At 66.0% G+C, this 24,516-nt stretch carries 24 protein-coding genes and 1 other RNA gene; 17 read left to right on the top strand and 8 right to left on the bottom strand.

Annotated elements, in window-relative coordinates:
- The first annotated feature begins 2 nt into the window (after positions 1-2).
- From ACVENA_RS12820 to ACVENA_RS12795, 6 genes are all read left to right on the top strand, one after another.
- Positions 3-863, top strand: a complete 861-nt coding sequence (locus ACVENA_RS12820; protein ID WP_449325672.1) for a cupin-like domain-containing protein — start codon at positions 3-5, stop codon at positions 861-863.
- 47 nt (positions 864-910) lie between these two features.
- Positions 911-1,789 carry an LOG family protein gene (locus ACVENA_RS12815; protein WP_449325671.1) on the top strand — a complete coding sequence of 293 codons (879 nt, stop codon included), beginning with the start codon at positions 911-913 and terminating at the stop codon, positions 1,787-1,789.
- Positions 1,790-1,987: 198 nt separating this feature from the next.
- Positions 1,988-3,769 (top strand): aspartate--tRNA ligase, encoded by a 1,782-nt coding sequence (aspS, locus tag ACVENA_RS12810; RefSeq protein WP_449325670.1) that lies wholly within the window; start codon positions 1,988-1,990, stop codon positions 3,767-3,769.
- A gap of 113 nt (positions 3,770-3,882) precedes the next feature.
- A complete protein-coding gene (locus ACVENA_RS12805; RefSeq protein WP_449325669.1) occupies positions 3,883-4,755 on the top strand; it encodes an alpha/beta fold hydrolase in 873 nt (290 codons plus the stop codon).
- A 77-nt stretch (positions 4,756-4,832) separates the two neighbouring features.
- Positions 4,833-5,618, top strand: coding sequence for a polyphosphate kinase 2 family protein (locus ACVENA_RS12800; protein WP_449325668.1), 786 nt, complete (start codon positions 4,833-4,835; stop codon positions 5,616-5,618).
- 283 nt (positions 5,619-5,901) lie between these two features.
- Complete coding sequence (locus ACVENA_RS12795) at positions 5,902-6,438, top strand: J domain-containing protein (protein ID WP_449325667.1); 537 nt, start codon at positions 5,902-5,904, stop codon at positions 6,436-6,438.
- A gap of 154 nt (positions 6,439-6,592) precedes the next feature.
- Here the strand turns inward: ACVENA_RS12795 and mtgA are convergent, their stop codons facing one another.
- Positions 6,593-7,270: a monofunctional biosynthetic peptidoglycan transglycosylase gene (gene mtgA / locus ACVENA_RS12790; protein WP_449325666.1), complete on the bottom strand. Its 678-nt coding sequence runs from the start codon at positions 7,268-7,270 to the stop codon at positions 6,593-6,595.
- Between the two features lie 100 nt (positions 7,271-7,370).
- Between mtgA and ACVENA_RS12785 the strand changes: the two genes are divergently transcribed.
- Complete coding sequence (locus ACVENA_RS12785) at positions 7,371-8,165, top strand: transporter (RefSeq protein ID WP_449325665.1); 795 nt, start codon at positions 7,371-7,373, stop codon at positions 8,163-8,165.
- 144 nt (positions 8,166-8,309) lie between these two features.
- On the opposite strand, the gene ACVENA_RS12780 is transcribed toward ACVENA_RS12785, so the two are convergent.
- From ACVENA_RS12780 to ACVENA_RS12770, 3 genes are all read right to left on the bottom strand, one after another.
- Positions 8,310-8,696 (bottom strand): cupredoxin domain-containing protein, encoded by a 387-nt coding sequence (locus tag ACVENA_RS12780; protein WP_449325664.1) that lies wholly within the window; start codon positions 8,694-8,696, stop codon positions 8,310-8,312.
- A 56-nt stretch (positions 8,697-8,752) separates the two neighbouring features.
- Positions 8,753-9,655, bottom strand: coding sequence for an RNA polymerase sigma factor RpoH (gene rpoH / locus ACVENA_RS12775; protein ID WP_257543459.1), 903 nt, complete (start codon positions 9,653-9,655; stop codon positions 8,753-8,755).
- Between the two features lie 80 nt (positions 9,656-9,735).
- Complete coding sequence (locus ACVENA_RS12770; protein WP_449325663.1) at positions 9,736-10,692, bottom strand: RluA family pseudouridine synthase; 957 nt, start codon at positions 10,690-10,692, stop codon at positions 9,736-9,738.
- 269 nt (positions 10,693-10,961) lie between these two features.
- Here ACVENA_RS12770 and ACVENA_RS12765 point away from each other — a divergent pair, with 269 nt between their 5' ends.
- The 7 genes from ACVENA_RS12765 to ACVENA_RS12735 all read left to right on the top strand — a co-directional run bounded on the left by ACVENA_RS12765 (position 10,962) and on the right by ACVENA_RS12735 (position 17,724).
- Positions 10,962-11,603, top strand: a complete 642-nt coding sequence (locus ACVENA_RS12765) for a histidine phosphotransferase family protein (protein ID WP_449325662.1) — start codon at positions 10,962-10,964, stop codon at positions 11,601-11,603.
- 109 nt (positions 11,604-11,712) lie between these two features.
- The gene (locus tag ACVENA_RS12760) at positions 11,713-14,094 is read left to right on the top strand and encodes a chemotaxis protein CheA (RefSeq protein WP_449325661.1); all 2,382 of its coding nucleotides are present in this window, start codon (positions 11,713-11,715) and stop codon (positions 14,092-14,094) included.
- A complete protein-coding gene (locus ACVENA_RS12755) occupies positions 14,091-14,528 on the top strand; it encodes a chemotaxis protein CheW (RefSeq protein ID WP_257543451.1) in 438 nt (145 codons plus the stop codon). The genes ACVENA_RS12760 and ACVENA_RS12755 overlap by 4 nt, the downstream gene beginning before the upstream one ends.
- A gap of 72 nt (positions 14,529-14,600) precedes the next feature.
- Positions 14,601-14,975 (top strand): response regulator, encoded by a 375-nt coding sequence (locus ACVENA_RS12750; RefSeq protein ID WP_257543449.1) that lies wholly within the window; start codon positions 14,601-14,603, stop codon positions 14,973-14,975.
- A 10-nt stretch (positions 14,976-14,985) separates the two neighbouring features.
- Positions 14,986-16,098 carry a chemotaxis-specific protein-glutamate methyltransferase CheB gene (gene cheB / locus ACVENA_RS12745; protein WP_449325660.1) on the top strand — a complete coding sequence of 371 codons (1,113 nt, stop codon included), beginning with the start codon at positions 14,986-14,988 and terminating at the stop codon, positions 16,096-16,098.
- Entirely contained in the window at positions 16,095-16,967 is an 873-nt protein-coding gene (locus ACVENA_RS12740; RefSeq protein WP_449325659.1) for a CheR family methyltransferase, read from the top strand. Before cheB ends, ACVENA_RS12740 begins: the two co-directional genes overlap by 4 nt.
- A 67-nt stretch (positions 16,968-17,034) precedes the next feature.
- Positions 17,035-17,724 (top strand): N-acetylmuramoyl-L-alanine amidase, encoded by a 690-nt coding sequence (locus ACVENA_RS12735; protein WP_449325658.1) that lies wholly within the window; start codon positions 17,035-17,037, stop codon positions 17,722-17,724.
- A 199-nt stretch (positions 17,725-17,923) separates the two neighbouring features.
- Here ACVENA_RS12735 and ACVENA_RS12730 read toward each other — a convergent pair whose 3' ends face one another.
- On the bottom strand, positions 17,924-18,631 hold the full coding sequence (locus ACVENA_RS12730; RefSeq protein WP_449325657.1) for a winged helix-turn-helix domain-containing protein: 708 nt from the start codon (positions 18,629-18,631) through the stop codon (positions 17,924-17,926).
- A gap of 65 nt (positions 18,632-18,696) precedes the next feature.
- On the opposite strand from ACVENA_RS12730, the gene ACVENA_RS12725 reads away from it, so the two are divergent.
- From ACVENA_RS12725 to ACVENA_RS12715, 3 genes are all read left to right on the top strand, one after another.
- Entirely contained in the window at positions 18,697-20,229 is a 1,533-nt protein-coding gene (locus ACVENA_RS12725; protein WP_449325656.1) for a class I adenylate-forming enzyme family protein, read from the top strand.
- Positions 20,230-20,546: 317 nt separating this feature from the next.
- An RNA gene (rnpB, locus tag ACVENA_RS12720) (RNase P RNA component class A) lies at positions 20,547-20,933 on the top strand.
- 72 nt (positions 20,934-21,005) lie between these two features.
- Positions 21,006-21,161, top strand: coding sequence for a hypothetical protein (locus tag ACVENA_RS12715; RefSeq protein WP_449325655.1), 156 nt, complete (start codon positions 21,006-21,008; stop codon positions 21,159-21,161).
- 6 nt (positions 21,162-21,167) lie between these two features.
- On the opposite strand, the gene ACVENA_RS12710 is transcribed toward ACVENA_RS12715, so the two are convergent.
- The 3 genes from ACVENA_RS12710 to ACVENA_RS12700 all read right to left on the bottom strand — a co-directional run bounded on the left by ACVENA_RS12710 (position 21,168) and on the right by ACVENA_RS12700 (position 24,425).
- Positions 21,168-21,818, bottom strand: a complete 651-nt coding sequence (locus ACVENA_RS12710; RefSeq protein ID WP_449325654.1) for a hypothetical protein — start codon at positions 21,816-21,818, stop codon at positions 21,168-21,170.
- Positions 21,819-21,909: 91 nt separating this feature from the next.
- Positions 21,910-22,392: a transcription elongation factor GreB gene (greB, locus tag ACVENA_RS12705; RefSeq protein ID WP_449325653.1), complete on the bottom strand. Its 483-nt coding sequence runs from the start codon at positions 22,390-22,392 to the stop codon at positions 21,910-21,912.
- A 5-nt stretch (positions 22,393-22,397) separates the two neighbouring features.
- On the bottom strand, positions 22,398-24,425 hold the full coding sequence (locus ACVENA_RS12700) for a transglycosylase SLT domain-containing protein (RefSeq protein ID WP_449325652.1): 2,028 nt from the start codon (positions 24,423-24,425) through the stop codon (positions 22,398-22,400).
- Positions 24,426-24,516 lie beyond the last annotated feature (91 nt).

Below are 24,516 nucleotides of genomic sequence, written 5' to 3'. Positions count from 1 at the left end.
GCATGGCGGACCCTGTCTTTTCCCGCGAAGCGCATGCGACCTTCGCCGCGGCTTATCCCGGCGTGCCGACGCATCTGACGCACCAGATTGCCGGCCATCCGTTGCTGGAACTGGGTGCGTTGCGGCAGCTGGCCGGCCGGTTGCGCCCCGAAAGCCTCGAACATAATGCGGCGGTCGATCTGCCGCTGGGCATTTCCAATGCCGATACGCCCGCCAACGGTCTTTCGGTCGAGGACACGATCGCGCAGATCGACCAATGCGGGTCGTGGGTCCTGCTCAAGACGATCGATCAGGATCCCGCCTATGCCGCGCTGATGCGCGAGGTGCTGGGCGAGATCGAGCCGCTGGTCGAATCGCGCACTGGCGCGATGATGCGGCTGGAAGGATTCATCTTCATCTCCTCGCCGCGCGCCGTGACCTCGCTGCATTTCGACCCCGAATATAATATCCTGTTCCAGGCGCGCGGTTCGAAGACGATGACGCTGTTCCCGACCGCCGATCCCGACATCATCGGCCAGCCCTTCTTCGAGCAATATTTCGCCGGGGGGCCGCGCAACCTGCCCTGGCGCGAGGAATGGGAGGCGCGCGGCCGGGCGATCGACATCGCGCCGGGCGAGGCGATCTATGTTCCGATCCTCGCGCCGCATTGGGTGCAGACGCACGACGCGGTTTCGGTATCGCTGTCGCTCACATGGCGCAGCGAATGGAGCTTTCACCATGCCGACGCCTGCCGGTTCAACCGCCGGCTGCGCGCGCGCGGGCTGAACCCGGCCGCGCCGCGCCTTTATCCGCGGAACAATCGCCTGAAATCCTATGCTCAGCGCGCGCTGACGCGGATCGAAGCGAGGTTTCCGTCCCGATAGCGACCCCCGGCTTGGCAAAGCCATGCGAAGCGAGTAGCCGCTCGCTAATGGCAAAAGACAAGCAACCCCATCGTTCGCGTTTCCACAAGGCAAAGGACGACGCGCAATTCGCCAAGCAGGCGACCACCACTCCGCAGACCGCCGATCCGGCCTATAAGCTCGCCTTTCAGGACAAGGATTTTCTGCTGCGCGAGGATCTGCGCCCCGTGCGCTTTCAGCTCGAACTGCTCAAGCCCGAGCTGCTGCTCGACGAGGCGAAGATCGAGTCGACGCTGGTCATCTATGGCTCGGCGCGCATTCCCGAGCCGCAGGCCGCCGATGGGCTCGAAGCCGCGGCGACCGACGACGTCCAGCGCAACATCGCCCGCCACCTCAAGGCCAAGGCCAAATATTATGACGAGGCGCGCAAGCTTGCGCGGCTCGCGAGCCAGGTGCCGTGCGACGAGGACGGCTGCCGCCACTTCGTCGTCTGTTCGGGCGGCGGGCCGTCGATCATGGAGGCCGCGAACCGCGGTGCCGCCGACGAGGGGCGCGAGTCGATCGGCCTCAACATCGTGCTGCCGCACGAGCAGGCGCCGAACCGCTATGTGACCCCGTCGCTGAGCTTTCAGTTCCACTATTTCGCGCTTCGCAAGATGCACTTCCTGCTTCGCGCGCGTGCGGTCGCGGTCTTTCCCGGCGGCTTCGGCACCTTCGACGAGATGTTCGAGCTACTGACGCTGATCCAGACGGGCAAGATCAAGCCGATCCCCATCGTGCTGTTCGGCAAGACATTCTGGAACCGCGTCGTCAATTTCGAGGCGCTGGTCGAGGAAGGCGTCGTCAGCGCCCGCGACCTCAATCTGTTCCAGTTCGTCGAGACCGCCGAAGAGGCGTGGAACATCATCCAGGAGTTCTACGCGAACACCGAACATTCCTCTCAATAGAGGTGGACGGGCGGCCGGGCGCCCTTCCATTTCTCTGCGCCATCCGCGGATGCCGCGCGAACCTCATTCTTCGTTTCCGCGCCGCCGCGCGAACCCGATTCCTGCCTCAACCCTTGACAAATGGTGCGCCGCATTGCCTTAGGCGCGGCCATAAATCACGTTCGCGTGATATTTTCCAATCACTGAAAGACGATCGAAATGCACGCCTATCGCACCCATAATTGCGGCCAGCTTCGCGCCGGGGATGTCGGCCAGAATGTCCGCGTTTCGGGCTGGGTGCACCGCAAGCGCGATCATGGCGGGCTGCTCTTCGTCGACCTGCGCGACCATTACGGGTTGACGCAGATCGTCGCCGACAGCAGCGATGCGGCGTTCGCGACCCTTGATAGCCTGCGCGCCGAAAGCGTCGTGACGATCACGGGCGACGTCGTCGCACGTTCGGCGGAGACGGTGAACACCAACCTGCCGACCGGCGCGATCGAAGTGCGCGCGCGCGACGTCTCGGTCCAGTCGGCGGCGGCCGAACTGCCGATGCCGGTTGCGGGCGAGCAGGAATATCCCGAGGATATCCGCCTGAAATATCGCTTCCTTGACCTGCGCCGCGAGCGGCTGCACGCCAATATCCTGCTGCGCTCGAACGTCATCGCGTCCTTGCGCCGCCGCATGGTCGAGCAGGGTTTCACCGAATATCAGACGCCGATCCTGACCGCTTCGTCACCCGAAGGCGCGCGCGACTATCTGGTGCCCAGCCGCGTTCATCCCGGCAAATTCTATGCGCTGCCGCAGGCGCCGCAGATGTTCAAGCAGCTCCTGATGGTCGCGGGCTTCGACCGCTATTTCCAGATCGCGCCCTGTTTCCGCGACGAGGATGCGCGCGCCGACCGCTCGCCGGGCGAGTTCTACCAGCTCGACTTCGAGATGAGCTTCGTCACGCAGGACGATGTGTTCAATGCGATCGAGCCGGTGCTCGCGGGCGTGTTCGAGGAGTTCGCGAACGGCCGGTCGGTGACCCCGGCGGGCAGCTTTCCGCGCATTCCGTACCGCGAGTCGATGCTGAAATACGGCAACGACAAGCCCGACCTGCGCAACCCGCTGATCATCACCGACGTGTCGTCGCATTTCACGGGGTCGGGCTTCGGGCGCTTCGCCGACATCGTCGCGGCGGGCGATGTGGTGCGCGCGATCCCGGCACCGGGGACAGCGGAGAAGAGCCGCAAATTCTTCGACGACATGAACAGCTGGGCGCAGGGCGAGGGCTTTGCTGGCCTTGGCTATGCGACGCGCAAGGGCGGCGAATGGGGCGGTCCGATCGCCAAGAACCATGGGCCGGAGAAGATGGACGCGCTTGCCGCCGAACTCGGCCTCGGCCCCGACGACGGGCTGTTCTTTGCCGCGGGCAAGGAAGCCGTGGCGGCGAAGCTCGCGGGCTTTGCCCGCACTCGCGTCGCCGAGCAACTCGACCTGATCGATGCGAACAAGTTCGAGATGTGCTGGATCGTCGACTTCCCGATGTTCGAGGCCGACGAGGACACCGGCAAGATCGATTTCAGCCACAATCCCTTCTCGATGCCGCAGGGCGAACTCGAAGCGCTCGAGACGAAAGACCCGCTCGATATCCTCGCCTGGCAATATGACATCGTCTGCAACGGCGTCGAACTCTCGTCGGGCGCGATCCGGAACCATCGGCCGGACATCATGTACAAGGCGTTCGAGATCGCGGGCTATAGTCAGGCCGATGTCGACAGCAATTTCGCGGGCATGATCAACGCCTTCAAATATGGCGCGCCGCCGCACGGCGGTTCGGCGCCGGGGGTCGACCGCATCGTCATGCTGCTCGCCGACGAGCCGAACATCCGCGAGGTCGTCGTCTTCCCGATGAACCAGAAGGCCGAGGATTTGATGATGGGTGCTCCGGCGCCGGTCAGCGAGAAGCAGCTCAAGGAACTGAGCATCCGCCTGGTGGACGGGCCGAAGAGCTGAACTTGGATAAAGCGCCTGCCTCATTTTTTCGTCATCCCGGCGAAGGCCGGGATCTCACCGTCTCGACCCGACGCATCGGCGAGATCCCGGCCTTCGCCGGGATGACGATTTAGATGGGGCAGCCTCAGGAACACCGGATCGCGACGGCGGACGGCGATATCTGCTGGTTCGAGTGGGGCGCGCCGGGGGCGGGGGCTTCGGTGCTGCTGCTCCATGCGACGGGTTTCCATGCGCGGCTGTGGGACCGGGTCGTCGCCGCCCTGCCGGCGGAAACCCACGTCATCGCGCCCGATCATCGCGGCCATGGGCGCAGCTTCAAGCCCGTCTCGCTCGCGGACTGGACCGGCAATGCCGCGGCGCTGCTGCCGCTTGTCGATCGTTTCGCGGGGACGCCGCTGGTCGGCTGCGGACACAGCATGGGGGGATATGTGCTGACCCGGCTCGCCGCCGAGCGGCCTGATGCCTTTCGCCATCTGATTCTCGTCGACCCGGTGATCATGGACCCCGGCCTCTATCGGGGGCAGGATGCGCTGCCGGTGCCCGATCCGGCCGAGCATCCGGTCGCGCGCCGCCGCAACATATGGGCGAGCGCCGGGGAGATGCGGGCGCGTTTTGCCGATCGTCTGCCCTACAGCCGCTGGGAGCCGCAGGTACTCGCCGATTATTGCGACCATGGCCTGCTGCCTGCAGCGTCGGGCGAGGGCTATGAACTCGCCTGTCCGCCGGCGCTCGAAGCTTCGATGTACCAGAATGCGCTGCGCACCGACCCGCACGCCTGGCTCGGCGATGTGGCAACACCGGTGACGCTGATCCGCGCGCCGCAGGGGACGCGCGGCGACGCGATGGATTTTTCGCAGAGCCCGACCCGGACCGGCCTGGGTCCGGCGCTCCATGCCGAGCGCGACGAACTCTGGGACGAACACAGCCATTTCATCCCGATGGAAGCGCCGGGACGCGTCGCCGACCTGATCGCCGCCACGCTTTGACGCGTCCGGCTGTGCCGGAACCGGACAGAATGCATCGCCCGCTTGGTTCGGCGCCCGCGACTGGATAGGAAGGCGCGATGACCATCTCGCTCTCCGACTATGAAACCGGCGCCAAATATGACGGCGACTATGGCAAGGATCTCGCGGCGCTCGAGAATCGGCTCGAACGATTGCAGGCGGCACACATCACCCACCGCCAGCGCAGCGTCATCATGCTCGAGGGCTGGGACGCGGCGGGGAAGGGCGGGATCATCCAGCGGCTGACTGCGTCGCTTGACCCCCGTTATTTCGAGGTGTGGCCGATCGGCGCGCCGAGCGACGAGGAGAAGGCGCGCCATTTCCTCTGGCGCTTCTGGAAGCGATTGCCCGGCAATCGCGAAATCTCGATCTTCGACCGGAGCTGGTACGGCCGCGTCCTCGTCGAGCGCGTCGAGGGCTTCGCGACCGAAGCCGAATGGCGCAAGGGCTATGACGAGATCAACGAGTTCGAGGCGCAATTGACCGGCAGCGCCACTCATCTTGTCAAGCTGTTCGTCCACATCACGCAGGATGAGCAGGACAAGCGCTTCGCCGACCGGCTGAACGACCCGTGGAAGCGCTGGAAGACCGGTGCCGAGGATTATCGCAACCGCGCGAAGCGCAAGGATTATCTCGCCGCGATGAACGAGATGTTCCAGCAGACCGACACGCGCTGGGCGCCGTGGAAGGTAATCGACGGCAACAACAAGAAGGCCGCGCGCATCGCCGCGCTGACCCATATCGCCGAAACGCTGGAGGCCGCGGTGCCGATGACGCCGCCCGATCTCGATCCCGCGGTGGTCAAGCTGGCGCACAAGGCGTTCGGTTACGAGGCGAAAGACTGAGCGCGCAAAGCATGGATATTCGAGCCTGCGTTCTTTGTGGCTTTGGCGGCGGTCGACTTCGGCGCTTAAAGCGACAAAAGATACGGATGAGCGCGTCCAAACTGTCTCCTTTGTTGCTTTAAGAAGAGAGTCGGAGGTGGTTGGCGCGGCCGGAGCGGTTGACGATTGCAAAGAGCCGAAGCGCGAGGCTGGCACGGCGAAATAATGTAGGAAAGGCCTATTTGCGTGCTTTTTTGAGCGCCGCCGCCTAGCCATCGCGCCTCCCAATCGCTACATGGGCGCGATGAGCCGCGCCAAGAGATCCGACGACTGGGGTTTCCCCCGCTGGCGCCCCTATGGTTCGTCGCGTGAAACGCAGAAGGTTCGGCTGTGCGACCGCCACGGTTGTACCAACCCCGGCAACTGCCCCGCGCCCAAATCGCCGAACAGCCCCGAACGCTGGTATTTCTGCGAAACCCACGCTGCCGAATATAATCGCGGCTGGGACTATTTCGCCGGCCTGTCCGCCGAGGATGCCGCCGAACGCGCGGCAGAGGAAGCGCGCGGCGCGCGCAGTTACGCCCGTGCGCAGCATTATGCCTGGGGCGGATCGGGCGACGGCAGCCGTAGCGCCGACGAGATGCGCGCGCTGGAGATACTCGACCTCGAACCCGACGCCGATTTCGAGGCGACGAAGAGGGCGTGGCGCAATCTCGCCAAGGAATGCCATCCCGACGTCAAGCCGGGCGACGCCGAGGCGGCGAAGCGCTTCGCCGCGGGGCAGGCGGCGTTCGAGGTGCTGAAGCAGGCCGAAGAGCGGAAGAGCTGGAAGCCGGCTTAGCAGGCGGCAAACTATAATTGACATTCTGCGTCTCATAATTTCGTCATTCCCGCGAAAGCGGGAACCCAGAGCGTGCGTCGGCTGACCCCACACTGGATTCCCGCTTTCGCGGGAATGACGAAGATGGGGAATGTTCGCTCACCCCAAATCAACGCTATTTATAAACGCACCCATCCAACCCGTCGCGTCCGACGACGCCGATCCGCGCGCGGATCGAGTTGCCATAGCGGCGGGTGAAGCCTGAGGGGTTGATCGCTTCGCGCTTCTTGGGCAGCGGCAGGATCGCGGCGATGCGCGCGGCTTCCTGCGGGGTCAGCTTGCTTGCGCCATGCTTGAAATAGCGCTGCGCCCCCGCCTCGACGCCATAGGTGCCGAGACCGGTTTCGGCGACGTTGAGATAGACCTCCATGATCCGCCGCTTCCCCCAGATTTTTTCGATCAGGAAGGTGAACCACACTTCCGGCACCTTGCGGAGGTAGCGGGTCCAGCCGCTGCCCTGCCACAGGAAGACATTCTTCGCGGTCTGCTGGCTGATCGTCGAGCCGCCGCGCATCCGCTTGCCCTTCGCGTTGCGCTCGATCGCCTGCTCGATCGCCTCGCGGTCGAAACCGTCATGACTGCAGAATTTGCCGTCCTCGGCGGCGATTGCGGCGCGGACCATCGTACGATCGATATGGGACAGGCTCGTCCAATCCTTGGTGATGCCGTTGCCGTCGAGCAGCATCGTCAGCGTTACCGGCGGCGGCACCACCGCGTAAAGTAGCACCCAGAGAACCGAGGCGAGGATGAAGCCAAGGACGATCTTGGCCGTGGTCTTGAAAAGCCGTCCCATCGTGAATTTCGTGCGCGCCTTGCTTTTCCTTCGCATCGATCCGGCGTAGTCGAGCGGGATGCAAAGGAAAAGACCCGATCATCGCCCCAGGCTTCGCTCGATGGGCCGCGGATTCGTTCTGCTCGTGGCACTCGCCGCTGCTTGCCCGGCGATGGCCGAAGAGGGGCGCGATCTTTGCCCGGATCGCCCCGGTCTCGGTACCCCGGCCTGCACCGTCGAGCCGGGGCGGATCGTCTTCGAACTCGGGCTTGCTGACTGGACGCGCGAGCAGGAGGGGCCTGAGCGCACTGACACGGTCCTGGCCGGCGACGCGCTGCTGCGGATCGGATTGACCCCGTCGCTCGAGGCGCAGGTGGGATGGACCGCGATCGGCCACATCCGCGAGCGCGACGCGGCGCTCGGCACCGTGCGCCAGCGGACGCGCACGGGCGACGTGACAATTGCGCTGCGGCAGAATCTGCGCAATCCCGACGGATCGGGCTTTTCGATCGCCGCGATGCCCTATGCCAGCCTGCCGACTGGCGGCAGCGGGGTGGGGGCGGGCGATTGGGGCGCGGGGCTGCTCGTTCCGATCGGGATCGAGGCGGGGCCGGTGTCGATCGGGCTGACGCCGCACGTCGATGCCGCGGTGGACGGCGACGGCGATGGCCGGCATCTCGCTTATGGCACCGTTGCGGGGCTGGGTTTTGACCTGTCGGACACGGTGTCGGTATCGACCGAGATTTCCTTCACCCGCGACCGCGATCCGGCCGGGCACGCGAGCGAGTGGCTGGCGGGGCTTTCGGCGGGGTGGCAGACCAGCGATGACAGCCAATGGGACGCGGGCGTGAACCTCGGGCTCAATCGCGATAGCCCGGACTTTCAGCTTTATGCGGGATATGTGCGGCGCTTCTGACTGTAGCCGACGTAGAAAAGCCGCGTGTCCCCGCGAAGGCGGGGACCCATCTCCTGCCGGTTCAAAATGGCATCGGCCGAAGATGGGCTCCCGCCTTCGCGGGAGCGCAGGGTGCCTTTTAAAGGGCTGGGGGCGACCGCTATCTCAGTCGACGACGACCTTGCCCGTCATGCCCAGCGACGAATGCATGAAGTGCGAGCAATGCGCCTTGTAGGTGCCTGTCCTAGGCGTCAGCGTCACGTCGCTGCTTTCGCCCTTGCCGAGCGAAACGCGGCCCTTGGCGCCCTCGACGCGGGCGCGGTTAGCGGCGTCCATCGTCGCGGCGGCGAAGAATTCCGGAGCGGTGAAATCATGCCCGCCCGAGCCGCCGTTGGTGAAATGGATCGTCACTGGCTGGCCGGCATGGAGGTGCAGGTCGGCGGGCGTGAAGCTGAAATTCGCCAGCGTTACCGTCACCGTCGCCGGCGCTTCGGCGGCGGTGACGGGAACGGACAGGGCGAGAGCCGCGAGAGTGAACGAAAGGATACGCATGGCATGTCTCCTCGGCCGGAACGTCCGGCGCGTCAGGGCACCCGCGATCTTTCGGCTCAGGCGTTGATGAGGCGGCGGTCGCCCGCGAGCTTGAGCATCGCCTTTTGCAGCTTCTCGAAGGCACGTACCTCGATCTGGCGTACGCGTTCGCGGCTGACGTCATAGACCTGGCTCAGATCTTCGAGCGTCTTGGGGTCATCGGTCAGGCGGCGTTCGGTCAATATGTGGCGTTCGCGCTCGTTGAGGGTCGCGAGCGCTTCGCTCAGCAGCGCGTGGCGCACGTCGCGTTCCTCGGCCTCGGCCACGCGTTCGTCCTGGAGCGGGCCCTCGTCGCCGAGCAGATCCTGCCACTGGCTGTCGCCGTCCTCGCCCATCGGCACGTTCAGCGACGTGTCGCCGCCCATCGCCATGCGGCGGTTCATGCTGACCACCTCGTCCTCGGTCACGCCGAGGTCGGTCGCGATCTTCTTGAGATTTTCGGGGCTGAGGTCGCCATCCTCGAACGCGTCGAGATTATTCTTCATCCGGCGGAGGTTGAAGAACAGTTTCTTCTGCGCCGCGGTGGTGCCCATCTTCACGAGGCTCCACGAGCGGAGGATGAATTCCTGGATCGAGGCGCGAATCCACCACATCGCATAGGTGGCGAGACGGAAGCCGCGTTCAGGGTCGAACTTCTTCACGCCCTGCATCAGGCCGATATTGCCCTCGCTGATCAGCTCGCTGACCGGCAGGCCATAACCGCGATAGCCCATCGCGATTTTCGCGACGAGGCGGAGGTGTGAGGTGACGAGCTGCGCCGCCGCCTCATTGTCGCCATGCTCCTGAAAGCGCTTCGCGAGCATATATTCCTGCTCGGGCGTCAGCAGCGGAAATTTGCGAATCTCGGCCAGGTAGCGGTTCAGGCTCGCCTCACCGCCGAGCGCGGGCACCGTGGCCGGAACATTGCTTTTATGAGCCATTTTTAGCGTCTTCCCTAATATTTCAGAGGAGAGAATGCCGCGGTTGCATCCAGCGGTCGAGATAGATTTTCATTCGAAACTTAAACGCGCAATTCATCGAGCAGTTCCCGCATATCCCGGGGGAGTTCGCTGTCGAGTGCGATCGGGTTACCTGTCACTGGATGAATAAAGCCCAAATGGGCCGCGTGCAACGCCTGACGCGCGAAATTACGGGCTTTTAATAGTTCCGAAAGCGGCTTTTTGACCCGGCCGTAGACCGGGTCGCCGACCAGTGGATGGCCGATATGCGCCATATGGACGCGCACCTGATGCGTGCGGCCGGTTTCGAGCCGGCATTCGACCAAGGTCGCGCCTTTCAGCGGTTCGATCGTCCGGTAGTGGGTGATCGCATGCTTGCCGCGTCCTTCGGCGACCACCGCCATCTTCTTGCGGTTGGTGCTCGATCGGCCGAGCGCGGCGTCGACGGTGCCGTTCGCGGGCATCGGGCGCCCGGTCGCGAGCGCGAGATAGCGGCGGTCGATGCTGTGCGCGGCGAATTGCTTCGCGAGGCCTTCGTGCGCTTTGTCGTGCTTTGCGGCGACGATCAGCCCGCTGGTGTCCTTGTCGATGCGGTGGACGATGCCGGGGCGGGCGACGCCGCCGATCCCCGAAAGCTGTCCCGCACAATGGTGAAGCAGCGCGTTGACCATCGTGCCGTCGAGATTGCCCGCGGCGGGGTGGACGACCATCCCGGCAGGCTTGTCGACGACGATCAGATGCTCGTCCTCATAGGCGATGACGAGGTTCATATCCTGCGCGATATTGTGCGCGGGGGTCGGGGCGGGAAGGCGGACCGCCAGCGTCGTGGGGGTCGCGGTCTTGGTTGACGGGTCCCACAGCACGGTTCCGGCGGCATCGGCGACGCGGCCGCCCTTGATCAGCGTCTTCAACCGCTCGCGCGAAAGGTCGGGAAGCGCCTCGGCGAGCGCCCGGTCGAGCCGCAGCCCGGCGGCGGCGTCCGAAAGCGTCACGGTCAGTATTTCGTCGTCCCCCAACATTGACAACAATGTGGGGCCGAGGGGCGGAATTTCAAGGCAACTGGTGTAGCAGACCGCCCCTCCATTCCGTCATCCCGGCGAAGGCCGGGATCTCGCCCGCTCGTTCTTCCGCACCGGCGAGATCCCGGCCTTCGCCGGGATGACGAAGTTGGTCCCCGGACGGGGCGCGGATAGTCGTCGGTGGGCTTCGCCCTTGCCCTTAACCATGTCCCTGCCTTAGGGAGCAGGCGCGAACCGGAAAGGTCCGGTCTGCGGGGAGCCTGTCCATCATGTCCGACGATCGCGTCGATTTCGCCTCCATGCTGGCCTCGCGGCTGTGCCATGATCTGCTGAGCCCGGTGGGGGCGTTCGCCAACGGCCTCGAACTGCTGGCCGACGAAAAAGACCCCGAGATGCGCGCGCGCTGCATCGAATTGCTCGAACAGAGCGCGCGGACGTCGGCGAACAAGCTCAAATTCTTTCGCCTAGCCTTCGGGTCGGCGGGCGGTTTCGGCGAGCGCGTTCCCGCGGACGAAGCGAAATCGGCGATCGAGGGGATCATCGGCGACCGCGCGATCGAGCTCAACTGGATGATCGGCGCCGATCCGCTGCCCAAGCCCGCGGTCAAGATCATCCTCAACCTGTCGCTGTTGCTCGTCGATGCGCTGGTGCGCGGCGGGCGGCTCGACGTCGGCTGCGAAAATCAGGGTGGGGGCATCGAAATCGCGCTGCATGTCGAGGCCGAACGCCTGTTCCTCGATGCCGATGTCGAGCGCATCCTGGCCGAGGGGGAAGGCGCGAGCGCGATGACCTCGCGCACCGCGCCCGCAGTGCTCGTGCAGGCGGTTGCGAAGCAGAATGGCGGAACGGTGATGCTCGCCAGGGAAACGCCGACCTCGCTGCTGGTCGGGGCGGTGCTGAAGGAGCGCTGAGCGCCAGATTTTAGCGCGATAATCTTTCAGATTCTCCCAAGAGCAAACTCTCCATTAACCATTGTCGGCCATGGTGGAGCCTCGAATTTTTGGGGCGCGCCGATACGCGATGGACGATCTGCTGACTGATTTTCTTGCCGAAACGGCGGAAATCCTCGCCGAGGCCGGCGGGGCGCTGGTGGCGTGGGAAGCGGACCCCGCCGACCGCGCCGGGCTCGATGCGATTTTCCGCCTCGTTCACACGATCAAGGGCAGTTCGAGCTTCCTCGCGCTGCCGCGAGTCACGGCGCTGTCCCATGCCGCCGAGGATGCGCTCGATCAGGTTCGCCGCGGCAACCGCCCCGCGGACGCCGCGCTCGTCACCGGCGTGCTTGGCATCATCGATCGCCTGTCGCAGCTTTGCGCGATGCTGGGGCAGGACGGCGCAGAGCCTGTCGGCGACGATGGCGACGTGATCGCGGCTTTGGCGGCAGACGCTCCCCCAGCACCGATCGACGGTGGCGAAATCCAGCTTCGGCGTGAGGACGATCTGGCGACCGATGCGCAGGGATGGCGGACGATTCGCGTGCCGCTGCCGCTGCTCGACAGCGTGATGACGGGGGTCACCGACATCGTGCTGGCGCGCAACGAATTCGCGCGCATGCTCCGCGACGCGGGCGCCGATCCCGCGCTGATCGCCTCGTTCGACCGCCTGTCGGATTCGATCGCGGGCATGCGCCAGTCGGTCAGCCAGATGCGGATGCAGCGCATCGACAAATTGTTCGCTCCGCTGCCGCGCATCGTTCGCGACCTGGCGCAGGATCTGGGTAAGAAAATCCGCTTCGCCACCAGCGGCGGCGAAGTCGAACTCGATCGCGAGATGATGGAGAATATCCGCGACCCGCTGATCCACATCGTCCGCAACGCGATCGATCACGGCATCGAGACACTCGACGACCGCGTCGCGGCGGGCAAGGACATCACCGCCAGCATTTCGGTGTCGGCGCGCCAGTCGGGCAACCAGATCGAGATCGAGGTGCGCGACGACGGGCGCGGCCTGTCGGGCGACGCGCTGGTCCAGAAGGCGATTTCGGCGCGGCTGCTGTCGGCGGCCGACGCGCGGGCGCTGACCCCGCGCGAAAAACTCGATCTGATCTTTCGTCCCGGCTTTTCGACGGCGGCGAAGATCACCGCCATTTCGGGCCGCGGCGTCGGCATGGATATCGTCAGGGCGAATGTCGAGAAGATCGGCGGCGTCGTCGACCTGCGCAACGATGAAGGGCGCGGCCTGGCGGTCGTGCTGCGCGTGCCTATGACGCTGACGATCATCTCGGGCCTGATGGTCCGCGCGGCGGGGCAATATTTCGCGATTCCGCGCGGCTCGGTGCGCGAAATCCTGCTCGAGACGAACGACAGTGTCCGCATCGAGCGCATTGGCGGCGGCGAACTCGTCACCGTGCGCGGCGAGCCTTTCCCGCTGCTTCGCCTCGAAACCGTCCTCGGCCGCGAGCGCGACCCGGGCGATGATGTCGAAGACCGCGCGCTCGTCCTCGTCCGGCCGGGGCAGGGGCAGAGCTACGCGCTGAGCGTCGCGGCGATCCACGACCATGAGGAACTGGTGATCAAGCCCGCCGCGCCGATGATCATGGCGACGGGGCTTTATGCGGGCACGACGCTTCCCGACAATGGCCGGCCGGTGCTGCTCCTCGACGTCCAGGGGATTCTCGCCGCTGCGGCGATCGATGCGTCGGAAGCGGGGCGCGGCACGGACCGCGCGATCGAGGCCGACGCCAGCGCGGCCGCCGAACGCGGCGCCGCGCAGCTTCTCTTGTTCCGCGACGTCGGTGGCCGTACGCGCGGCGTCCGCCTGTCGGTCATCGAGCGCGTCGAGGAAGTGCCGGCGCTGGCGCTTTTCGAAAGTGCCGGCCGCATCCAGGTGCAGATCGGCGACGACATTTTCCCCGTCCATGCCGCGCGGCTGCCCGAGGATCATGGCGCGCTGAAGCTGCTCCGCCTCTACGACGGGCAGATGGTGCTCTGCTATCCGATCGAGGCGGTGATCGATATCGTCCGCTTGCCCGAGATGACCCAGCCGGCCGCGGCGCCGGGGCTGATCGCGGGTGTGGTGCTGATCGACGGCGAGCCGGTCGAGATCGTCGATCCCTTCTGGCTGATGGAGCAATATGCGCCCGCTCTCGCCGCCGCGCCTGCCGCGCGCCAGCCGGTGTGTCGCATCGCCGACGACCATGACGGGTGGGGCGGTAACTTCCTGGCGCCGATCCTCCAGAGCGCGGGCTACCGTGTGATAAGCGAGGGCTCCGACGAAGCGGCCGACGTGCTGCTCTGCCTGACCGATGCGGGCATTTGTGCGCAAGATGGCGGCGATGTGCCGATGATCCGGCTGCGCGCTTCGGCAGCGGCGGCGGGCGCCGACGACGACACTGTCTATCGCTACGATCGCGGCGCGCTGCTCGACGCGTTGCGCCGCCATGTCGGGGGAGGGCGCCCATGATGGAAAAACTCTATCTGATCGCGCGCATCGCCGACACGCGCGTCGCGCTGCGCAGCCGCTCGATCCATTCGGTCGTCGCGGTCGGCACCCCGGTCGAGGTGCCCGCCGCGCCGCCGCATGTCGCGGGGCTGTTTGCGCTGCGCAGCCGCGTCTTCACGCTGATCGACCCGCATGTCGTTGTCGGCCTGGCCCCGGTTCCCGCGGTTGCAGGCCAACGCGTCGTCGTCGTCGATGTCGCCGAGCACGGTTATGCGCTGCTCGCCGACGCGATCGAGGATGTCTGTTTCATCGATGCGCCCGAGGCGCGGGTCACCGGCAAGCTGCTTCCGGGTTGGGCGCGCGTCGCCGAAGCGATGATCGAGCATGAGGGGCAATCCTTGCTCGTCGTCGACCCGGCGCATTTTATCACGCTGCCCGCGCTTAAGGCCGCGTGATGCCGGTCGTATTAACACCCTGCACACCCCTTCGCCCTAAGCTGGCGTCAACCCCGGGGGTCGGAGGCATAAATGTCTAAATCTTGTCTGGTCGTCGACGACAGCAAAGTCATTCGCAAGGTCGCACGACATATCCTTGAAAGCATGGCTTTTTCAGTGGAAGAAGCCGCCGACGGACAGGAGGCGCTGACCTTTTGCCGCGCCAACCGTCCCGACGTGATCCTGCTCGACTGGAACATGCCGGTGATGAGCGGAATGGAATTTCTCGGTGCCTTCAACGACCTCGATTTCGGGCGCGAGGATCGGCCGCGCGTCGTCTTCTGCACCACCGAGAACAGCATCGACCATATTCGTGCCGCGATCGAGGCGGGCGCCGACGAATATGTGATGAAGCCGTTCGACCGCGAAACGCTCGAAGGAAAGCTGCAACTCGTCGGCGTGGCCTGAGGCTCGGTCGATGGCGCGCTCCGCCCTTCTTCCAACCGATCCGCAGGGGACCGAACGCCCCGCAGGCCGCAGCGTTCGCGTGATGCTGGTCGATGACAGCCTCGTCGTCCGCAGTATCCTCGAACGCATCGTCGCCCAGACGCCGGGGCTGATGGTTTGTGCCTCGGTGGCCTCGGCGCATGATGCGCTGGCCTTTCTGGCATGCGAACCCGTCGATGTCGTCGTGCTCGATATCGAAATGCCGGGAATGAACGGCATCGACGCGCTGCCGCACATATTGGAACGCGCCGCCAATGCGCGCGTGCTGATCCTGTCGTCGAACTGCGTCGAAGGCGGCCCGGCGGCGATCGAAGCGCTCGCGCTCGGCGCCAGCGACACGCTCGCCAAGCCCGGCCGCGGCAGTTTCTCGGGCCGCTTTGCCGAAGTGCTGACCGCCCGCATCCTGTCGCTCGGGCAGCTTGAACCCGTTCCCACGGCGGCGCGCATCGCCTTTCGCCCGCCGGTTCCCCCGGCGGCGGTCGCGGTCGATGCCGACCAGCGGCTCGAATGTATCGCGGTCGCGGCGTCGACCGGCGGTATTCCGGCATTCGCCAATTTCCTGACCCATCTCGATCCCCGGATCACCGCGCCGATCCTGCTCACCCAGCATCTGCCCGATGCCTTCATGGAATTTTACGCGCGGCAGATCGCGACGATGACCAGGCGCAAGGTGTGCGTGGCCGAGGCGGAGATGGCGGTCGAACGGGACCATATCTATCTCGCGCCGGGCGACGCGCATCTGATGGTGATCGCGAACGGAGCGCGCCGCGAGATTGCGCTCGACCGGCGGCCGGTTGAGAATGGCTGCTGTCCGTCGGCCGACCCGATGCTCGCGTCGGTCGCCGAGGCCTATGGCGCCGGCGGGGTCGCGGTCGTGCTGAGCGGCATGGGCCGCGACGGCGCGCAGGGCGCGCAGCGGCTCAAGGCGGCGGGCGGGACGATCTTTGCCCAGGCGCCCGAAAGCTGCGTGATCTGGGGGATGCCCGGCGCGGTGGCGAAGGCCGGGCTCGCGGCGGCGACGCTCAACCCCGACGCGATCGCGCTGATGCTGCGCGGTTATCTTCCCGGGCGCCGTCCGTCATGATGGGCGGGACGGCGAGCGAGTCGGCTTATCGCGTGCTGATGGGCGTGCTCGAATCGCGGACCGGGCAGACGCTGTCGCCGAACCGCATCTGGCGCATCGAGATGTCGCTGAAACCGGTGATGCAGCGGCACGGCATCGGCGATCTCGACGCGCTCGTCGCCGCACTCGTGACCTCGAACAGCCGCCAGCTGCTCGACGACACGGTCGATGCGATGCTCAACAACGAAACTTATTTCTACCGTGAACATAGTGTGTTCGACGATATTGCTAACAGCGCGCTTGAATATATCCATCGCATCAACCTGCGCGATCGGCGGCTGACGATCTGGCATTGCGGCGTGTCGACGGGGCAGGAAGCCTATTCGATGGCGATGCTGCTGGCCGAACAGGACAGCAAATGGGCCGGGTGGCGCGTCGATATCGTCGGCACCGACGTCAGCTATCACGCGGTCGGCCGCGCCCGCGTCGGGCTTTACAGCCAGTTCGAGATTCAGCGCGGCCTGCCGGTGCAGCGCATGGTGCGCTGGTTCGATCAGACCGAAGCGGGCTGGCTCGCAAAGGCCGATTTGCGCCGCCGCGTCGATTTCTCGGTCCAGAACATGTTGATCGACCGGCCGCCGCTCGCCGCACCTGCGGACCTGATCTTCTGCCGCAACCTGCTGCTCTATTTCTCGTTGCCGATGCGGCAAAAGGCGTTTGCGCGGTTGCGCGCGGTGGCGGCGCCGCAAAGCTTCCTCATCCTCGGCGCGGGCGAGACGGTGCTGGGGCAGACCGACCAGTTCGTCGCCAGCCCGCGGCTGCGCGGCCTATACGAGCCCGCCGACCAGCAGGTCCGCCGACCGGTCATGGCCCCGCAAGCCGCCGCCTGACCTTGCTTTTTCCTGCCCGCTGGCGCAGGGGAGAGACAGGGCAGGGACAGGATGGACCGCAAGACGCATGAGCGATTTTATCGAACGCTGGTCACCCAATTTCGACGAGCGCGTGCTGCCCATATCGATGATCGTCCTCCATTATACCGGTATGAAGACCGGAGCCGAAGCCCTTGATCGACTTGCCGATGCCGACGCGAAGGTGTCGGCGCACTATGTCGTCAGCGAGGATGGCCAGATCACGCAGATGGTGATGGAGGACAAGCGCGCCTGGCACGCGGGCAAGTCGCATTGGCGCGGGGTCAGCGATATCAATTCGGCGAGCATCGGGATCGAGATCGTCAATCCCGGGCACGAATGGGGCTATGTTCCCTTTCCCGATCCGCAGGTGGCGTCGGTCGTCCGTCTCGTCCACCAGATCAAGGATCGCTATGCGATCACGCGCGGCAATGTCGTCGGCCATTCGGACATTGCGCCGACCCGCAAGCAGGATCCGGGCGAGCTTTTTCCGTGGGAGGAACTCGCGCGCCGCCGCCTTGCACTGCCGCGCCCGACCAGGAAACTGACCGACCCCTTGTGGACCGATGCGGGCTTTCTGCTCGCGCTCGAGCGCTTCGGTTACGACGTGACCGACGGTTTCGCGGCGACCGTCGCGTTTCAGCGGCGGTTCCGGCCCGAACTGATCGACGGCACGATCGACGGCGAATGCCGCGCGATCCTGCTGGCGCTGCTGCTGCCCCAGCCCGAGGGGAATTGATCGGCGGCTGGCGACCGATTGCGGTCATACAACCTTCGTCACCCCAGGGTCCATGGCCTGTCGTTTCCTTCGGCGCAGCGCCTGACGAGAGCGCAGGCCATGGATGCTGAAACAAGTTCAGCATGACGAGGTGGCAAGGTCCGCTCCCCACCACCCCAAAGCCGTCGTCATTCTGCGGACGAAGCGGAATTGACGATCGTCAATCCGGCCGCGAGCGCAGCGCGTAGCCGTGGCCTTTTACCGTGCGCAGCATCGGCCAGGCGAAATCGCGGTCCACCTTGGCGCGAAGCCGCGACATATGCACCTCGACCCGGTTGGTTCCGGGGTCGAAATCGAGCCGCCACACCGCCTTCAGCAGCGCCGAGCGCGACAGCGGTCGGTCGGGAACGCGCGCGAGATTGGCGAGCAGGTCGAACTCGCGCAGCGGCAGGCGGATGAGCCGCCCCGCGCGCTCGACCCGCCGGTCGATCAGGTCGATCCGAAGCTCGCCTTCGCCGAGTTGCCCCGCCGCGAGCCGGCTGCGGCGGATGAGGCTGGCGATGCGCGCGAGCAGTTCGGGCAGATTGTCGGTCCAGCCGACCGCGTCGTCGGCACCATGGGTCAGCCCGGTCATCCGGTCACCCAGCGAATCGCGATCCGACAGGACAAGCAGCGGACGGCGCCCCGCGATGCTGCGCGCGAGCCGGACGAACGCGGACGGCTCCTGCCAGCCCAGAAAGGGATTGATCACCAGAAGGTCGAAACAGCAATCGAGCCAGGGGCGGAGCCCGCCGACCGGCGCGGGCAGGATATGCGCACGATGCCCCGCCGCCGTTACGGAATCGAACAAGGCCCGGTCGCGCAGCGGATGATAGACGGCGACCAGCGGCGTCCTGTCCTCGTCCACCGCCGCGCCGATCGCTTCCATTCGCGTCTCCCCCGATCCGCCATGCGCGGCATTGCGCCGCGCCTCCGCTGTGCTAACCCCGAGTCATGACCAGTGCCACCTTGCTCGAAGCCGACTTCGCCACCCTGCCCGATCTCGTCCGCGCCCATGCGGCCGAACGTCCCGATGCCATAGCCGCCGCCGACCCGGCGCGGCGGCTGAGCTGGTCCGAACTGGACGCAACGATCGACCGGATCGCGGCACGGCTGCAGGCCGAGGGCTTCGCCAAGGGCGACCGCACCGCGATCGCGGGGCTGAACAGCGTCGAACAGATGGCGGTGATCCTCGGCACGCTGCGCGCCGGCGGGGTCGCCGGGCTGATCACCAACAGCGCGACCGGCGAGCAGATGGCGGCGATGATCGCCGACACCGGCGCGCGCCACCTGTTCCTCGACAGCGCGGCGGCCGCGAGCCTCGAAGGGCAGAGCATCGCCGCGCGCGAGCGCATCGCGATGGACGGCAGCACCGTCGGCACGGCGCTGGACGCGTGGATGGCGCCCGCGGGCACGAAGCCCGAGCCGGTCGCGATCGATCCGCTCGACGGGTTCAACATCATCTATTCGTCGGGCACCACCGGCACGCCCAAGGGCATCGTCCACAGCCATGCGATGCGCTGGCAGCATATCCAGCGCGGGGTTCCGGCCTATGGACCGAAGGCGGTGACGATCCTGTCGACCCCGCTCTATTCGAACACGACGATGGCGAGCTTCCTCCCCACCGTCGGATCGGGCGGGCAGGTCGTGCTGATGAAGAAATTCGACGCGCGCGGTTTCCTCGAACTCGCGGAGCGCGAGCGCGCGACCAACACGATGCTGGTGCCCGTGCAATATCGGCGGATCATGGCGCTCGAGGATTTCGAGCGCTTCGACCTTTCGAGCTTCATCATGAAATATTGCACCTCGGCGCCCTTCCCCGCCGCGCTCAAGGCCGACGTGCTGAAGCGCTGGCCCGGCGGGCTCGTCGAAATCTACGGCATGACCGAGGGCGGCGCGGCCTTCATCCTCGAGGCGCATCAATTCCCCGACAAGCTCCACACCGTCGGCAAGCCCGCACCCGGCCATGTCGCCAAGGTGATCGACGAAGAGGGCAACGAACTGCCGCAAGGATCGGTCGGCGAAGTCGTCGGCCGCTCGCCGGCGATGATGACCGGCTACAACAACCGCCCCGATGCGACGAAGGCGATGCACTGGCACGATGCCGAGGGAAACCTCTTCTATCGCCACGGCGACATCGGCCGCATCGACGAGGACGGCTTCCTGACCCTGATGGACCGCGCCAAGGACATGATCATCTCGGGCGGCTTCAACATCTTTCCGAGCGACCTCGAGGCGATATTGAACGCCGACGAGCGCGTCGTCGAAGCGACCGTCGTCGGGATGCCGAGCGAGGAGTGGGGCGAGACGCCGGTCGCCTTCGTCGTGCTGAGGGACGGCGCGGACGCCGAAGCGGTGCGCGCCGACTGCAACGCCAAGGTCGGCAAGACCCAGCGGCTGAGCGCGATCGAGGTGGTGGAGGAACTGCCGCGCAGTGCGATCGGCAAGGTGCTGAAGCGCGAATTGCGCGATGCCTATGCAGGGTGAATGGCGGGTAGCGGCCGGAAACTGGCCTGAGTAACATCGTCATCCCGGACTTGATCCGGGATCCATTCTCTCGGCGCCGGATGAATGGATCCCGGATCAAGTTCGGGATGACGAGAGTCTGAAAGTCGCGCTCAGCATCTCTCCTCTTCGTCATCCCCGCGAAAGCGGGAACCCAGAACGTGCGTCGGCTGACCCCACTCTGGGTTCCCGCTTTCGCGGGAATGACGAAAGTCGGGAAAGGGCTGCTCCCCACCCCAAAGCAGCCGGTCCCTACAATCGCTCGTAATGGCCGTCCATTCGCGCTATACTCCCTCCCGCCAGAGGGTCGGGCGATCGCCGCTGCGCGCAGGCGCGGGGGAGGAAAGTCCGGGCTCCACGGAAACCACGGTGCCGGATAACGTCCGGCGGCCCCCGCGAGGGGGTCAGGGAAAGTGCCACAGAGAAGAGACCGCCAAAGGCTTCGGCCCGGCGAAAGGTGAAAGGGTGCGGTAAGAGCGCACCGCGCGGACGGTAACGGACGCGGCACGGCAAACCCCACCGGGAGCAAGGTCGAATAGGGATGGCAAGAGGGAACTCAGGGCTGGTTCCGGCCCCGCCGTCCGGGTTGACTGCTTGAGCGTTCGGGCAACCGCACGCCTAGAGGAATGATCGCCCATCCCCGGCAACGGGGTGGACAGAACCCGGCTTACAGACCCTCTGGCGCCTCTCTCCATCCCGTGCGCGGAACCGCGCATAGCCGCCCCGCGTTTCATGCGGACCAGAAAGGGAGACGAGCCATGCAAGTCGTCGATGACCATGTCGAGGTGACCGAAACCGAAGCGAGCGGCGGGGTAAAGGAGCAGGGCGTGCGCTATGTCCTGGCGATTTCGCTGCTGGCCGTGATCGTCGTGCTGTCGGCCATATGGATCGTGCCGGCGCTGCTGCGCGGCTGATCCGGCTCATTTGCCCTTCATCGCCATGTCGAGCGTCTTTTCTGCGTTCGGCGTGTCCTCCATATACAGCGCCGTGACCGGTCGCTTGAAACGCTTGACCGCCGATTTATCGTAATTCGCGTTCTCGCCGCTGCCGACGAGTTTCATCTTCGTCGCGATGACGTCGCCGGTCAGCAGGTTCCAGCTCATTTCGGCGCCGTCATGAGCATAGGTCCGGCTGTAGAGCGTCGCGTCGAGCCCGATCAGCCGCATCTTCGGCCGTGCCTTGTCGCCACGGAAGCGATAGGTCGCCGACACCGCCGTGGTGCCGCCCGTCAGGTCCCTGACGACCAATACGCCCTTGCTCACCCTCATTTCGGCGGGTCCCAGCGGAAAGGCGTCGAGTTCGACGCTCCCGGCGGGTTCGTGATACAGATCATATTCGCCCCGCGCGGCAAAGCGGACGTGGAGCCAGCGCGTATCTTCGCCGCGGACGATATAGGCCGTGTCGATAGCGCCGTCGCCGTTCATGTCGCCGTCGACGCGGGTTTCGATATCCTCGCCGTTCTTGAGGTCGGCGCGGATTTCCTCGTCGGTCAGAACCGGAATCCCGGGCGGCTGCATCGCCTGCACCGGGCCCGATGCCGCCAAGGTCGCCGCCAGAACCAGCGTCCGCATTTCGCTTCCTCCCCTGTCTTTGCCCCGTCTTTAGTGTCGCGGCTTGCCCTCGTTTATGATCGCGCTCACAGTCCGGCGGACAGGGCCTCCGTCAGGGATAGCGGATCGTCATGATCTCCCATAGTTTCGGTCCCGCAGGAAGCTGTACCGTGCGGAGGTCGCCGACCGCGGCGCCGCGCAGCGCGCGGGCGAGGGGGCTGTTCCAGCCAATCCGGCCGGCGCCGGCATCGGCCTCGTCGTCGCCGACCAGCGTGACGGTCCGGCGTGCATCGTCGTCGGCGGCGAGTTCGACCGTTGCGCCGAACCAGACGCGGCTCTTGTCGGGCTGTTCGGCCGGATCGACGACGCGCGCCGCTTTCATCCGCCGCGCGAGGAAGCCCAGCCGCCGGTCGATCTCGCGCAGCCGCTTGCGGCCATAGATATAATCGCCATTCTCGCTGCGGTCGCCGTTGCCCGCCGCCCAACTGATCGTTTCGACCAGCTTCGGCCGTTCCTGCCCGAACAGCGCGTCATATTCGGCGCGCAGCGCGGCAAAGCCGGCCGGGCTGATGATGTTGGTCTTGTCCCCCGCCATGGGGCCTACCCCGGATTGCGTTTGCCGAGGTAGAAGCTCAGCGGGGCCTGGGGCAGCGTCCGCCCCTCGCGCAGCGTGTCGTAGACGACGGCGTTTTCGAGCACGCGCTGGACATAGTTGCGCGTCTCGAAGATCGGGATCGCCTCGATCCAGTCGACCATGTCGATGCCGCCGCCGCGCGGATCGCCGTTGGCGCGCAGCCATTTGTTCACATTGCCCGGTCCGGCGTTATAGGCCGCGACCGCGAGCGGGTAGCTGCCGCCGAAATAGCTCAGCATCTGCTGGAAATAGGTCGAGCCGAGCGTGAGATTGTAATTGGTGTCGCTGGTCAGCGAGCCCGCGTCGTAGCTGAGACCCAGCTTGCCCGCGACTTCGCGTGCGGTGCCCGGCATGAGCTGCATCATCCCGCGCGCGCCGGCGTGACTGATCGCCTGCCGGTCGAACTGGCTTTCCTGCCGCGTGATCGCATGGATGAAGGTCCAGTTGCCTTCATGGCCCGAGGGCACGCGCACGGTCGGGAAGCCCGACACCTCGACCGCGTCGAGGCTGTTCGCCTGCGCGCTGCGGCCGATCATCACGCCGAGGTCGGGGCGGCCGATCGATGCGGCGAGCTGGCCGGCGAGGACATGGTCGGCGGGCGTGGTCGCGCGCTGTGCGATGGCGCGCAGGAACTGCGACTGCTCGCGCCACGCGCCGATCTCGCCCAGCGCGCGGGCGGCGCGCACCAGCCGGTTGTCGTCGAAGGCCCGCCGCTCGTCGCCGTTGACCGCGATCGTCGGGTTCGGCGCCGGCTTGGGCTGCGGCCGGCCGAGCCGTTCGAGCGAAAGCTGGCCGTAGAACTGGTCGTAATGCTGCGCGGCGTCGTTGAAATAGCGGTTCGCGGTGTCGCGGTCCCCCGCGGCGAGCGCGGCGCGGCCCGCCCAGTAGAAACCCTTGGTTCGCGTCTGCGCCGAGCGTGCGGCTTCGCCATAGGCGGCATAGAGCCGCACCGCCTCGCCGGGGCGACCGAGGCTCTTGAAGGCGAGCTGGCCGGCGAGCCAGGCGAGCGAGGTATAATCGTCGCGCACCCCGAGCGGCGCTTCGCGGATCACCACGCCGGGCGCGAAGCTGTCATCGATCTGCTTCGCGATATTATAGGCAGTGAGCTTGTCGCCCGCGGCGTCGGCTTGCCGCGCATTGGTCAGCAGCGTTTCGATCCATTCCTCGGCGTCGGTCGGCGCCTTCGCCAGCGAGCGCGGGGCGGCGAGCAGCGACCGCGCCTCGCCGACGCGGCCCGCCTTGCGCAGCCAGGTGGCCTTATCGGTGATATATCCGGCATCGGTGCGGGTAAGCGACGGGTTGGCGCTTTCGACCGCAGAGGCCTGCAGCGCGGCGTCGACCGCGCCGCTGCGCATCGCGAGGCGCGCCGCGAAGACCGCGCGCTTTTCGGGCGACACATAGGGAAGCTGGCGGCCCGCGGCGATCGTCGAGCCCGTCCACAGCAGCCGGTCCATGCGTGCATCATGGTCGGCGAGGCTGAAGGCGCCTGGGAAGAAGCTGAGCGCGCGGCTTACCTCCATCTCGTCGACGATGCCGCCGGTCCAGGCGCGGCGGGCGGCGGCATTCGCGTCTTCGCGGCGGCCGGCGGCGTTGAGCGCGAGCGCGTAGCGCAGCTCGCCGCTCGGTGTGCGCGGCGGATAGGTCTGGAAGAAGGCGAGGGTGCGCTGCGGATCGTAGCTGTCGAGCGCGATCGCCTTTTCGGCGCGCACGCGCAGCTTGTCGGCGTCGGGCCAGTCGCGGTTCGCCATCAGGAAGCGCGAAAGCTGATCGAAGGAGGCGGTGTTGGTCGCGGTCAGGCGCCGCCACTCGAGCACCGCATCGCCGACCGAGCTGGTCGACGGCGGCGTCCCCGACTGGGCCGCGAGCCCCATCTGGGCGCGATACCAGGCCATTTGTTCGGGGGTGAGTTCGCTCGCATGAGCAGCATTGGGGAGGAGAAGGGCGGCGGCGAGCGCCAGACGGGAAATGCGGGTCAGCGAAATCATGCCGGCCATGGTAATGCCAAACTCCTTGCGGGGCGCTGAATAGACGTTCAATAGCGTGCGCGCCGGCCGATCCTATGGCCGCGCCGGAGTCTTTGTAAAG

It is taken from the genome of Sphingopyxis sp. 550A, from assembly GCF_053569535.1.
The sequence above is the reverse complement of the archived record's forward strand: the minus strand, read 5'-3'. Positions and strand labels throughout refer to the sequence as shown.